The organism is Photorhabdus luminescens subsp. luminescens, from assembly GCF_001083805.1.
GTDB classification, from domain to species: Bacteria; Pseudomonadota; Gammaproteobacteria; order Enterobacterales; family Enterobacteriaceae; genus Photorhabdus; species Photorhabdus luminescens.
Window position 1 is genome coordinate 491,477 of the sequence record NZ_JXSK01000003.1, and the last position, 11,924, is coordinate 503,400.

The 11,924-nt window shown below is 37.9% G+C and carries 15 protein-coding genes, 1 tRNA gene and 1 pseudogene; 8 read left to right on the forward strand and 9 right to left on the reverse strand.

What is annotated here, in order from left to right; genetic code table 11:
• Positions 1 to 57: 57 nt before the first annotated feature.
• From TI10_RS10420 to TI10_RS10435, 4 genes are all read left to right on the forward strand, one after another.
• Positions 58 to 747: a PAS domain-containing protein gene (locus TI10_RS10420; protein ID WP_049583234.1), complete on the forward strand. Its 690-nt coding sequence runs from the start codon at positions 58 to 60 to the stop codon at positions 745 to 747.
• 60 nt (positions 748 to 807) lie between these two features.
• Entirely contained in the window at positions 808 to 1,491 is a 684-nt protein-coding gene (locus tag TI10_RS10425) for a helix-turn-helix transcriptional regulator (protein WP_080985021.1), read from the forward strand.
• A gap of 17 nt (positions 1,492 to 1,508) precedes the next feature.
• Complete coding sequence (locus tag TI10_RS10430) at positions 1,509 to 2,177, forward strand: helix-turn-helix transcriptional regulator (protein ID WP_049583235.1); 669 nt, start codon at positions 1,509 to 1,511, stop codon at positions 2,175 to 2,177.
• A gap of 484 nt (positions 2,178 to 2,661) precedes the next feature.
• Positions 2,662 to 2,928: a helix-turn-helix domain-containing protein gene (locus TI10_RS10435; protein WP_049583236.1), complete on the forward strand. Its 267-nt coding sequence runs from the start codon at positions 2,662 to 2,664 to the stop codon at positions 2,926 to 2,928.
• 127 nt (positions 2,929 to 3,055) lie between these two features.
• On the opposite strand, the gene TI10_RS10440 is transcribed toward TI10_RS10435, so the two are convergent.
• Positions 3,056 to 3,132: transfer RNA gene (locus TI10_RS10440), tRNA-Asp, on the reverse strand.
• Between the two features lie 129 nt (positions 3,133 to 3,261).
• Positions 3,262 to 4,008, reverse strand: coding sequence for a DNA polymerase III subunit epsilon (gene dnaQ, locus TI10_RS10445; protein WP_049583237.1), 747 nt, complete (start codon positions 4,006 to 4,008; stop codon positions 3,262 to 3,264).
• Positions 4,009 to 4,065: 57 nt separating this feature from the next.
• Here dnaQ and rnhA point away from each other — a divergent pair, with 57 nt between their 5' ends.
• Complete coding sequence (gene rnhA / locus TI10_RS10450; protein ID WP_049583238.1) at positions 4,066 to 4,536, forward strand: ribonuclease HI; 471 nt, start codon at positions 4,066 to 4,068, stop codon at positions 4,534 to 4,536.
• Here rnhA and TI10_RS10455 read toward each other — a convergent pair.
• The gene (locus TI10_RS10455) at positions 4,533 to 5,249 is read right to left on the reverse strand and encodes a class I SAM-dependent methyltransferase (RefSeq protein ID WP_049583239.1); all 717 of its coding nucleotides are present in this window, start codon (positions 5,247 to 5,249) and stop codon (positions 4,533 to 4,535) included. The two genes, rnhA and TI10_RS10455, sit on opposite strands and share 4 nt — an antisense overlap.
• A gap of 42 nt (positions 5,250 to 5,291) precedes the next feature.
• Between TI10_RS10455 and gloB the strand changes: the two genes are divergently transcribed.
• Both gloB and mltD read left to right on the forward strand, forming a co-directional pair.
• On the forward strand, positions 5,292 to 6,044 hold the full coding sequence (gloB, locus tag TI10_RS10460; RefSeq protein ID WP_049583240.1) for a hydroxyacylglutathione hydrolase: 753 nt from the start codon (positions 5,292 to 5,294) through the stop codon (positions 6,042 to 6,044).
• Positions 6,045 to 6,115: 71 nt separating this feature from the next.
• Positions 6,116 to 7,480: a murein transglycosylase D gene (mltD, locus tag TI10_RS10465; protein ID WP_049583241.1), complete on the forward strand. Its 1,365-nt coding sequence runs from the start codon at positions 6,116 to 6,118 to the stop codon at positions 7,478 to 7,480.
• Positions 7,481 to 7,671: 191 nt separating this feature from the next.
• Here mltD and TI10_RS10470 read toward each other — a convergent pair whose 3' ends face one another.
• From TI10_RS10470 to TI10_RS25925, 6 genes and pseudogenes are all read right to left on the reverse strand, one after another.
• A complete protein-coding gene (locus tag TI10_RS10470) occupies positions 7,672 to 8,493 on the reverse strand; it encodes an ATP-binding cassette domain-containing protein (protein ID WP_336431693.1) in 822 nt (273 codons plus the stop codon).
• Positions 8,470 to 8,763, reverse strand: a pseudogene (locus TI10_RS26800) (ABC transporter transmembrane domain-containing protein); the annotation flags it as partial. The gene TI10_RS10470 and the pseudogene TI10_RS26800, both read right to left, overlap by 24 nt.
• 140 nt (positions 8,764 to 8,903) lie before the next feature.
• Positions 8,904 to 9,221 carry a hypothetical protein gene (locus tag TI10_RS25690; protein ID WP_175445361.1) on the reverse strand — a complete coding sequence of 106 codons (318 nt, stop codon included), beginning with the start codon at positions 9,219 to 9,221 and terminating at the stop codon, positions 8,904 to 8,906.
• Between the two features lie 60 nt (positions 9,222 to 9,281).
• Positions 9,282 to 9,488 (reverse strand): helix-turn-helix domain-containing protein, encoded by a 207-nt coding sequence (locus TI10_RS10480; protein WP_049583242.1) that lies wholly within the window; start codon positions 9,486 to 9,488, stop codon positions 9,282 to 9,284.
• Positions 9,489 to 9,610: 122 nt separating this feature from the next.
• Positions 9,611 to 10,060 carry a DUF2975 domain-containing protein gene (locus tag TI10_RS10485; RefSeq protein WP_049583243.1) on the reverse strand — a complete coding sequence of 150 codons (450 nt, stop codon included), beginning with the start codon at positions 10,058 to 10,060 and terminating at the stop codon, positions 9,611 to 9,613.
• 693 nt (positions 10,061 to 10,753) lie between these two features.
• The gene (locus TI10_RS25925; RefSeq protein WP_240000706.1) at positions 10,754 to 10,933 is read right to left on the reverse strand and encodes a hypothetical protein; all 180 of its coding nucleotides are present in this window, start codon (positions 10,931 to 10,933) and stop codon (positions 10,754 to 10,756) included.
• Positions 10,934 to 11,216: 283 nt separating this feature from the next.
• On the opposite strand from TI10_RS25925, the gene TI10_RS25930 reads away from it, so the two are divergent.
• Entirely contained in the window at positions 11,217 to 11,777 is a 561-nt protein-coding gene (locus TI10_RS25930) for a 2OG-Fe(II) oxygenase family protein (protein WP_244161562.1), read from the forward strand.
• The last annotated feature ends 147 nt before the right edge of the window (positions 11,778 to 11,924 follow it).

The window sequence follows — 11,924 nt, forward strand, 5'->3', positions numbered from 1 at the left end:
TAGAACATATAAAATAGACACGCAGATGACTACTTAATTAACAACTAGGGCATTTCCATGTCAAATATCAAAAACCAACCAAATAATATCACTCCACAATTAATTTACATGTGGGAAAAAAGTAATGAACCTTGGGGCGCAAAAGATCGCCAATCAAGGTTTATATATGCAAATCCTGCTTTTTACCAACTGCTTAATCTGCCCGAAGATTTCGAGATTATAGGGCTTTCAACAGGGGAACTGCCCTCACCTATTGCAGAATATACGGAAGAATATTGTCGTCAAGATCAAAAAGTGATGCAAACCATGAAAACAGTCACTTCACTTGAGACTCATCAATTTGGTGAAAATAAAATCCAGCAAACCTATCGCTGTAGTAAATACCCACTTTGTGATGAAAATGGGAACTGCATCGGCATTACTTTTCATATGTCCAAAGCTCAAAATTTTTCTATTGCTTACTATCATGAAAAAATATCTCCAACAGCTTTGGAATTTACACCTCCTAATGACATGCTGACTCAAACTGAATGGGAAGTTCTCTTTTTAGCTCTTCGCTCACTGGACGAAGAAAGTATCAGCGAAGAATTAATGATAAGTACAGAAGATGCCATGAATCATATTCAGTCAATTTACCAAAAATTTAATCTACCGCTGCATATAGAATTAGAAGATTTCTGTAAAGCAAATAAGTTTGATCTATATATTCCAGAAAGGTTCGTCGCTATTGGCAGCCAAGAGTTATAAATTCCCATTAATTCAAATCTAAAACCCAGATATTTTTCCAATAACAATAGGAATTATGTTGTGAGCTATAAAAAATTAACTGTATCGCCTCAAATTATTAATTTAATGGAAACCAGCCATGAACCCTGGGGCATAAAAGATCTACATTCCCGTTTTGTCTATGAAAACAAGGCAATGGCTATGTTGCGCGATCTTCCCCGTGGTTTTAATGTAGAAGGGCGTCTAGACAATGATCTGCCTTGGGAAGGCGCCGCTTTTGCAGAACAATTTCAGATCCATGACAGAGCAGTAATGCAAGCAGAACAAAGAATATGCTCATTAGAAACCCATTTATATGGTAGAGAAAAATTACTTTCTTCCTACTTCTTCGAAAAGTTTCCATTTTACAATGAAGATAATCAATGTGTCGGTGTCATTTTCCATGCCTGGAAAGCCGAAGCCTATTCTCTGACGCGCTTTTTTTATGGTAAGCTCCCTGCTTCTATTATGTTCCAGCCTCCTTCTGAGCTATTTACCCAACGGGAATGGGATGTCATTTTTCTATTTTTACAGAGATACACCAGTAAACAGATCGGGCGAATACTGAATATTTCTTATCGCACGGTAGAAACGCACATGTTACGGATATACAAGAAAATTGGTATTAATTCTGGTCAGCAATTGGATGAATATTGCCGCCTTAATGATTTTGATCTCTATGTTCCTGAGAGATTTTTAAAACCCGGAAGTAAAATGTTTATATAATGTGGTAAATAAAACAGATGAAAACAACGAATAATATATCAGCTCAGATAATAAACACCATAAAACATAGCCATGATCCCTGGGGTATTAAAGATAAAAGCACTCGCTTTATTTATGAGAATACCGCAATGGTTATGCTACAAGATATCCCGCTTGATTTGAACATCGAAGGACGTTTCGATTGTGAATTACCCTGGGAAGGAGCCATCTTTGAAGAGCAATTCCAACGGCATGACAGAACAGTCATGCGTTTAGAAAAAAGTATATGCTCGTTAGAAACACATCGATTTGGCAAAGAACGACGTCTTTGCTCCTATTTCTTCGAGAAATTCCCATTTTATAATGAAGATAATGAATGTATTGGTATTATTTTCCATGGACGGAAAGCGGAAGCATCGGCTTTAAAGGCGTTTTTCAATGGAAAATTGCCGCCTTCCATTATGTTTTGCTCTCCCTCAGAACAATTATCCCAACAAGAGTGGGAAATTATTTTCCTATTTCTGACGAAACATAGCAGAAAGGAAATCAGTGAGAGACTTAATATTCCTTATCAATCGGTCAAAGACCAGATAGAAAAAACATATCAGAAACTAAAAGTGAACTCTGATTCTCAATTTGAGGAGTATTGTCGTATAAATAATTTTCACCTTTATATACCAGAGAGATTTTTATTCCCGTATTTATAAATCTGATATTTATATCAAAGTTATTATAAAGGAAACAATATTATAAAATCCAAATATGAACTTATTAAACTAGTTATACTAAGACTAAACTAGATGATATATGAAATAAAATCCTAGAGTCGTGGCTTGCAAAAGATAAGGAGTTTCTCTGCATTTATGTAAATGTAATATTCATCACCGTTAATAAATTGTCTAAAAAAATAGCAAAAAAATGATCATAAGAAACTATTAATTATTTAAGCTATTAAGATAAGAATATTTTTCGTGGATAATAATAATGCTCTTTACATTCATAAAAAACACCTCCAATATATAGGGAATACTCTGTTATAAAACAATCGATAATATTATTCAGTATTCTCTCCGATAGCCAATTCAATTAACCTTGATCGATAATCTGCACCTAATTACTACCAAACAGCAAAACATTGATAATCTATCTATTATCAATGTTTTTCTCACAATTAAAACTTGGAGATTATTTATGGATATTCAAGACTGGCATCCGGCAGATATTATTGCAGCACTGAGAAAACAAGGCACAAATCTTTCAGCGGTTTCTCGCAAAGCTGGCTTAGCATCATCGACGCTGAGTAATGCATTACATCGTCCGTGGCCAAAGGGAGAAGCATTAATCGCCACTGAATTAGGTTTACATCCATCGGATATTTGGCCATCACGCTATAGACCTGGCAAAGAAAATAAATTTCTAATAAGGGTTGAGGAAACAAGTAGTATAGAAAGCTGGTAGTATCTCTATGTCTTATTTCAATGCAATTTCATTATCATTTATATTGTCTATCGAGAGATTACTACATGATATAAGTACAAACAACAAACAAAAAGCCCTGGGTAACTACCCAGGGCTTCGGAATCTTTGGCGGTGCGGACGGGACTCGAACCCGCGACCCCCGGCGTGACAGGCCGGTATTCTAACCGACTGAACTACCGCACCGCGCAGTGTTCTGGTTAAGAACGAGGTGAATATTACGAATCCAAGATCATTCCGTCAATATCTTTTATAACAAAGTGACGTGTTTGATCAACTTTTCACCCCAAAAGGTGATTTATCCACAATTTTATGTTAACTCTGTTCAGAACTTATACGCCATAAACAGCTCCCGCCTTTCTTCTCAACTAAATCCAATCTGGATTCGTGAGCGGCGAGTTCTTCATCCGTTGCATAAACAACTTTTAATGCCGTTTGAGGCCGGGTAATACGCTGTATTTCAGAAACATTCGCACCGCCAGCAATTTCCCCTTCCATTGAAAAAGTAAGAGAAGTCTGACCGCCTGTCATTATCAAATAGACATCAGCCAATATCTCGGCATCAAGTAACGCCCCATGTAAAGTTCGTTTAGAGTTGTCTATATCATAACGATCACACAACGCATCAAGGTTATTTCTTTTCCCCGGAAATAACCCTCTCGCAAGTTGTAAGCTATCAGTAATCTTGCAGAAATCCGCAGTTGGCGAAATATCACGATTCAACTTGCCAAACTCATAATCGATAAAGCCGATATCGAAGGGAGCGTTATGTATGATCAATTCAGCGCCGCGAATAAATTCAATAAACTCATCTGCAATATCAGCAAACAGCGGTTTATCCTGCAAAAATTCATCACTGATCCCATGCACTTCAAATGCTTCCGGATCGACCAATCTATCCGGCTGAATATAAACATGAAAATGGCGCCCAGTTAAACGACGGTTAATAACCTCCACAGCCCCAATTTCAATAATTTTGTGCCCTTCATAGTGAACACCTAATTTATTCATACCGGTAGTTTCGGTATCAAGAACAACTTGTCGTGTAATTGCCGTGCTCATAATGCCTTTTTATGTCAGACTTAGGGTTTTGAATTGAATAAGAAGAGTCTACCAGATATGAGCAAGCAGGTAGAAATTTTCACCGATGGATCTTGTCTCGGCAATCCGGGGCCAGGAGGTTACGGTGTGTTATTACGTTATCAACAACATGAAAAAACCCTTAGCGAAGGTTTTTATCGTACAACAAACAACAGAATGGAGCTCATGGCGGCAATTATTGGCTTAGAAACGCTAACTCGCCCTTGCAAAATTGTCTTGACCACCGACAGTCAGTATGTACGTCAAGGCATTACACAGTGGATTCATAACTGGAAAAAACGCGGCTGGCGTAAAGCAGACAAATCTCCTGTCAGTAATGTCGATTTATGGCAACGGCTTGAGCAAGCCATTAACCGCCATGACATTGATTGGCAATGGGTCAAAGGCCATGCCGGACATGATGAAAATGAACGTTGTGATGAATTGGCCCGTACCGCAGCAAACTCACCAACAGAAACCGACGCTGGATATCTCGAAAATAGAGATTAACTGCGCTTTCGGTAACATTTTGTTACGCCAACGGCACTGCCCAATTTAGGTTTTAATAACGTCACTTTTATCTGGTTTAATGTTAATGGCAGTGTACGTTTGCGGGCAATAATCAAACTGACACAACCTAATACAGACAAGTGCCGATTAACAAAACCCGTTTCATTTCGCCAAGGCAATATTTGAAAACTGTCACGGTACACCACTTCATAATTAAGCAAACTCAACCAATCAAGTTGGCGCATCAGAGAAAACATCCGGCTGCAATAGGGTTGATGACGCCATAATCCCGGTACTAATTTTCCCAAACCAAGCAGACTCAATGAATTAAAACCACTGATAATGAGCCAACCATCATCAATCATCACCCGGTCAACTTCCCGCAAAAGACGATGGGGATCAGCGCTGTAAGCCAGCATATGACTTAACAAACAAGCATCAACGGACTTTTCTTCAAACGGTAAATGGTAAGGATCAGTAATCACATGCATATTCTTGCCTTCCTTACCCACATTAATCTGATTAAAAATCGGGCACTCATTGCTGTCAATTTCAGCGCTCAAATTACCGACTTTCAACAGATGAAAACCAAATATTTTCGGCCACCAGGGTTGTAATTGGCGCTCCAAAGCGGCACGGTAATATTCCCCCCAAGGTAAATCAGCCCAAGAAGCCGGGGGATTTATGTTCTGTATTGTATGTGCAGATTTCATGGCTTCTTTTCCTTATAACCCGCTGTTAATAAGAGGTATACAATGGAGCTTATCAGCATTCCTGCCCTTTCGGATAATTACATTTGGTTACTTTGTGACGAAAATAGACATGTTGTCATCGTTGATCCGACAGAATCACAACCCGTTCTTGATACCTTAAAATCCCGCGGCTGGATACCCGATGCAATTTTACTTACCCATCATCATCACGATCATGTTGGCGGCGTTCCTGGAATTATTGATCGATTCCCTGAGCTACCAGTATACGGCCCAAAAGAAACCCAGAGCAAAGGTGCGACGATGATAGTATGTGGCGGCGATAGCATCCATTTCGGTCATTTTTGTTTCCAGATCATCGACGTTCCAGGCCATACTCTGGGACATATTGCTTTTTATCAAGCGCCTTACCTCTTTTGTGGGGATACTTTATTCTCTGGTGGTTGCGGGCGCCTGTTTGAAGGAACCGCTGAACAGATGTACTCATCTCTAAGCAAAATAGCTGAACTGCCCGATGACACACTGATCTGTTGCGCCCATGAATATACCGTTTCTAATATGAAATTTGCTCATGCTATTTTGCCCAATCATACTATCAGCGAATATCAGCAAAAAGTAACCCAAATGAGGGAAAACAATCAACCAACAGTACCAACCACATTACAAACCGAGAAAAAAATTAATGTTTTCTTAAAATGTGATGATATTGATTTACAAAGGAATATTGGAATGATCCCCAACGCTCAACCGCTTTCCGCCGTTTTCCGTCAACTAAGAAGACAAAAAGATCAATTCTGATTTAGAGAGTTGCTATATCAAGCCAAGATAAGTATTATTGGTCGTCTTTTAAGCAACCATAAAAATTAATTATGAAGACAAAAGCGATTCTGTTCGCATCTGTCTTGCTGGTTGGCTGTCAATCCGGGCCTGATTGGTCGACGACAGCCGGACAACGGGTACAGAATTCGTCTTCAACGAGTCTAAAGACAGGCAAGATAGCAGCAATTGATGATATCAATCAGCTTGCTGCTTACTGGGGAGAGGGTGATTCTGGCGCTCAGCGTGAGCTGTGGGGATACATCCGTGATGAGTTGAAGATGAAAATCCCTGATAATTACAGGGTTCGTGAACAACGAAATTATTACCTAAAAAACAAGAGCTATCTCCACGATGTAACTTTACGGGCTGAACCGTATATGTACTGGATAGTCAGGCAGATCAAGCAACGCGACATGCCGATGGAACTGGTACTGGTACCCATAGTGGAGAGTGCTTTTAACCCGCACGCTACCTCACGCGCTAAGGCGGCCGGGCTGTGGCAAATTGTCCCGGATACGGGTCGCAATTACGGCCTTACTCAGGATAAATGGTACGATGCACGCCGAGATGTTGCCGCATCAACAACTGCTGCCCTGAATCTGTTACAACGCCTGAATAAAATGTTCAATGGCGACTGGTTATTGACTATTGCTGCTTATAACAGCGGCGAAGGCCGTGTTATGCGCGCAATAAAAGAAAACCAGATAAAAGGTAAGCCGACTGATTTCTGGTCATTATCACTACCACGGGAGACTACGCTCTATGTGCCTAAAGTTCTGGCGCTCAGTGATGTCATCCGCAACAGCGATAAATATGGCATTACGCTGCCAAAATCCAATAACCAGCGAGCGCTTGCTCAAGTTGATGTCGGTCAACAAATCACGCTGTCTCAAGCCGCAGAACTGGCGGGTATGTCTCTAACTTCGATTAAAGCCTATAACCCTGGCTATAAGCGAGGAGTGACATCGCCTAACGGTCCACATTACATTATGCTGCCAAAGGCGAAAGTTGATCAGTTTAAAAACTCGCTGGCAAATAAAACAATTCTAAGCAATATTCGTCAGGAAGTTGCTAAAAACAACCGCAGATTGAGCAAACAAAGCCAATATAAAGTTCGTTCAGGCGATACATTATCCGCTATTGCAAAGCGGTTTAATATTTCCATCCGCGAATTACAACACATGAATAATCTGAAAACTGCCAGATTGTTGAAAATTGGACAAATATTAAGGGTAAATAGTGACAATGCCATTATTTACCGTGTACGCCAAGGCGATTCAATTGCCAGTATTGCTAAACGTCACGGTATCAACATTAAGGATTTAATGAACTGGAACGATGGCATAAAAACAACAGATATAAAACCAGGAATTGAGTTAACACTCTATGTCAATGAATTTTCTGATGAAGCTTAAAACTTTTTCCAGATGATATTTGACTGTTGAAATAACCACCACCTCCCCAAGAGGTGGTTTAAGGATGACAATAATAGATGGCCCTCTTCTGGTGCCATTTACTTTATATCCAGTGGAATAAAGCTGAAATTGCAATATTCATAAAAGCCTCATGATTAATATCTGAATGTTAAACATACTATTACTCAATATTATGATTCCACATTAGACAAAGTTATCACCCGATCTGCACAGGCAATGGTCGACGGACGGTGTGCAATAATTATCCGAGTTATTGATAAAGCTGAAATCTCAGCATTAATAGAAGCTTCATTATCAATATCTAAGTGACTAGTCGCTTCATCCATAAATAAAATATTTGGGCGACGATAAAGGGCCCTGGCAATCAATAAACGCTGTTTCTGTCCACCGGACAAACTCCCACCTAACTCACTTAACATTGTTTCATACTTCATAGGTAATTTAAGAATATCTTGATGGATATTGCTCAATATGGCACATTTCTCAACCCATATTTCGTCTCTATTATCATCGAAACCAGAAATATTTTCGGAAATACTACCAGAAAAAAGTTTATCCTCCTGTAAAACACAGGCAATATGCTTACGATAATTATTTAGTCCAATATCCATGATATTGATATTATTAAAAAGAATCTCACCGTGAGCGGGTTCTATTAATCCTGCCATTAATTTCATCAATGTCGTTTTGCCAATGCCAGAAGGACCAACAATAGCAACACTCTCACCAGGTTCGAAATAAAGATTGAGATTATTAATAATTGGCTTACCATATTCATCATATCGGAAAGTTAAATTCTTGACCTCCAAAGATGATGCCTTTTCTGGCTCCACAATACGACGTGATTCTTTTTGCTCTTCTGTTTTAGATAAAGCAATATCGGAAATACGCTCGTTATGTAACGACAACATTCTGAATTGCAGAGCAATGTTAATTAGATTCGCTGTCCTATCTGCAAATAATCCCCGATATGCATTAAATGCTACAAACATTCCTACGGTCATACTCTCATTAATCACTTGATTAGTCGCCAATCCAAGAACAGTAATTTGTTCTAAAGTAACGATTAACGCATTGACTTCAGCAAAAATCATATCAAACTTATTAAGACGAATTTGAGAGTTGCTTGCTTCTATATTGAGATTTAACCATTGTTGTGAACGATGTCTGATAAGACCTAATACTTTCAATGTAGTAATCCCATATAATGTCTCCATTAAATGAGAATTTGACCGAGCATTTTTTACAATTTGTTCATGGGAAGCCTGTTGATAATATTCATATAGAGGAAGATATTACGGGAAAAATATTTTAAACTAACTGTGCCTGAGGATTCAAACAACAAGCCTCAGCAAAAACTCTGATAATACCCCAGGCACTTTATTATTAAACAAATCTTAGATCACAGTACAGTATTTTTTACACATTGAATAAAAGGTTTTACCTCTTCACTTCTTTTCTTATCTAAAGGCTTTTCTGTTTCATCGGAAACATCAAACCTTCCTTTAAATTTTCCATCTACATTCGCCGTTTCCTTATCTGACTTTCCAACAACACTAATTGTGTATGAATGCCCTTTGGGAAGTAAATCCGTACATTTACTCAAGGCACCTTTTTCGTTGGCATGAATTTCATTATTAACATCATTTACTGATGTTTCTGCAAAAGAAAACGGAATATAAGCCAAACCAAGCAATAAAGCATATGATAGAAATTTCATCTCTTTTCCTTATTCACTAAATTGACATAACAATTAACAATACTAACTAACACTAACCAACTAATCTTCTTTAAACTCCAGTATATCTCCAGGTTGACACTCCAAATATTGACATATAGCATTTAAAGTAGAGAATCTAATTCCCTTAATCTTTCCTTTCTTTAATAAAGACAGATTTTGTTCGGTAATTCCTATTAATAACGCGAGATCTTTAGATTTAACCTTCCTCTTTGCCATCATTACATCTAGAGTCATATGAATTGACACAGTGTACCCCTATATAATACTCTGATTTTCAGCGTATATATCACAGGCTTGATAAAGAATACGAGAAATTATAGCCAAGCAAGCCGACATAAAAAAAGCGACAAAATGGCCGGTAGTCAAACTTATTGATATAAAATACCCCCCTGTAACTCATCCATCGTTAGCCATAAAGTTAGCAAAGGCTCACATAGAATATCTAACATACTCCAACCAATCACTCCCCAACCAGCAAATCCTAAATACCTTGCTGTTTTCTTTGAAAAGTAATCCCTTTGGCTATAACTTCTAAACAGTTGATGTAAAGACCACAAACTAAATATTAATGATGACAACGGGATACTTGTTATGAGAATTCCACCGGTAAGCTGCCACCAACTGAAAGAATATATATCAAAATTAGGTAATATTCTTTCCGTGAGAGAAAACCCAAGTCCGTACTTCTCTAGGATCAATTCTGGTTTCACCCAACTAAAAATGTTAATTATAATAGCCACCGTGATGACTAACAGAGAAAATTTAGACATGACTAAGCTAAGATTAGTCATTCGATCCAATTTTGAAGAGTCTGTCATACTTACCCCCATCATCAATCATAATCACACTATAGCCAAAAATTACCATAAAACAACACTTTCTTATCGTAAAACGATAATAATTTTATACCTTGGATTAGAATAATTAGGTAACAAATTGTTTTTCAAGCATCTTTTTAAAAAGAAAAATGAACAGATAAGGTAGATGAACATTTTTTCCTATAAGCAAAGATAATTTTTACATTTAAAAACCCATCTTAATAAGATTACTCCATGATATAAAAGTAAAAAAATATATTTCACCCGGTATATGGATTCATTGTCTGGAATAAACTCCCATGAGGATAAACTCTAAAACAATAAATATATCTGTCATCAATAAAAAGATGATTTTAATACTTAATTACTCTGAAAAAACATAATTTCAAATACAAACAGCAATTATACAAACTCTTTTTTATAAATTACCATCAAATTAATTTCATATACTTTCCCCAATATAGATAATTACAATAAAATTAATAACAATTGTAAAAATACAAATGATTACATTTGTCAATTTATAAAAAATATATAAAATACAATTACTTAGACATAAGTATAACGAAAAAACGAATTAGTACACTATAATAATGAACAAGATAAAGATACATTATGTTGAATACAACTTATCGGGTTCAATTTCCAAACTTCTTTTATTTCGAACTGATAAGAATAGAAAATTGTATACCATTATAAATGGCTAGCAAATTTCATCCAAAAATCAAAGATATTCACGAATAAAATAAAAACTCTATCACTATACCTAAGGACTACGACTATGAAAACTTCATCAACAATGCGAACCCCAGTCAAACTACCACCAATGCCATCGGAAAGCGAAGTCTCAAAAACATATAAATCAGCAGACATGGCGCGCTCCTATCTAGAGGGAGATAATCTTATTTTTACTGACAACGACGGTTTTGACCGAGCACTCAGGGATGGTTTTTTCCTCCTGAAAGCACCACCATATATGGATTTTGAACACGGCGATCGATTTGCACACCACTTCTTTGAACCAGCCGCAGAAGGCGACCTTCGACCCTATACGGGATTCAAATCATGCACTTTTTCCAATGGTTACGAAGGTTATTTCGATAGAGAACATGATCAATGGGAACATTTCCGCCTCGAACGGAAACACTGGAACCTTATGCCGTCAGAGGTCGCGACACTAGGTCGCCATATGACACACGTCGGCATATGTATACTACGCTCTGTGTTAGCTTATATTGGTATTCCTCGTCGTGATTGGGAACTCGTCACCAATGGTATTTCCGAAGGGCTAGAGAACCAAGTGTTATCGTTTAACCACTTCCGGTCAGAAAAAGCCACCCGAGGTTCTAAATTTCATCGGGATTCAGGATGGGTAACTGTCCTAAGATCAACTGAACGTGGTCTATTGGCTTATATAAATGATGAGCTTTTGGCTATTGATCCTGTTCCGGGACACCTGATCATTAACTTCGGTAGTTCGCTAGAAGTGCTGACTGAAAATTTAATGCCGAATGTTCGAGCTAACGTGCATGGCGTTGTTCGTACAGAACGCAATCGACAGCGCGATAGAATGTCGTATGTCATGTATTTAGTCAGCAATCTGGCTGGCAATATCTACAAATATGGTCCCAACGGCCCAATCAAAGTTCAATCCGTCAAAGAATTTACTATCCAAGAAATGAATCGGACATACGATGATGATAATGACGCTTTGTAGATATTTTCTGCATAATAAATCGAGGTCATAACACAGATTTAGTTGACAGATACCTTTATATCGGTATCTGTCAGGTTAAATCGACATATGAACCTCGATCCCTCTCAGACTCACCAAATCGTCAGACATATGAGAATGAATTTCTGA

Excerpts from the sequence above, each read along its gene's own strand:
- TI10_RS10420 (WP_049583234.1), top strand. The coding sequence starts at position 58 with ATGTCAAATATCAAAAACCAACCAAATAATATCACTCCACAATTAATT.
- TI10_RS10430 (WP_049583235.1), top strand. The coding sequence starts at position 1,509 with ATGAAAACAACGAATAATATATCAGCTCAGATAATAAACACCATAAAA.
- TI10_RS10435 (WP_049583236.1), top strand. The coding sequence starts at position 2,662 with ATGGATATTCAAGACTGGCATCCGGCAGATATTATTGCAGCACTGAGA.
- dnaQ (WP_049583237.1), bottom strand. The coding sequence starts at position 4,008 with ATGAGCACGGCAATTACACGACAAGTTGTTCTTGATACCGAAACTACC.
- rnhA (WP_049583238.1), top strand. The coding sequence starts at position 4,066 with ATGAGCAAGCAGGTAGAAATTTTCACCGATGGATCTTGTCTCGGCAAT.
- TI10_RS10455 (WP_049583239.1), bottom strand. The coding sequence starts at position 5,249 with ATGAAATCTGCACATACAATACAGAACATAAATCCCCCGGCTTCTTGG.
- gloB (WP_049583240.1), top strand. The coding sequence starts at position 5,292 with ATGGAGCTTATCAGCATTCCTGCCCTTTCGGATAATTACATTTGGTTA.
- mltD (WP_049583241.1), top strand. The coding sequence starts at position 6,116 with ATGAAGACAAAAGCGATTCTGTTCGCATCTGTCTTGCTGGTTGGCTGT.
- TI10_RS10470 (WP_336431693.1), bottom strand. The coding sequence starts at position 8,493 with ATGTTTGTAGCATTTAATGCATATCGGGGATTATTTGCAGATAGGACA.
- TI10_RS25690 (WP_175445361.1), bottom strand. The coding sequence starts at position 9,221 with ATGAAATTTCTATCATATGCTTTATTGCTTGGTTTGGCTTATATTCCG.
- TI10_RS10485 (WP_049583243.1), bottom strand. The coding sequence starts at position 10,060 with ATGACAGACTCTTCAAAATTGGATCGAATGACTAATCTTAGCTTAGTC.
- TI10_RS25925 (WP_240000706.1), bottom strand. The coding sequence starts at position 10,933 with ATGTCTGCTGATTTATATGTTTTTGAGACTTCGCTTTCCGATGGCATT.
- TI10_RS25930 (WP_244161562.1), top strand. The coding sequence starts at position 11,217 with ATGCCGTCAGAGGTCGCGACACTAGGTCGCCATATGACACACGTCGGC.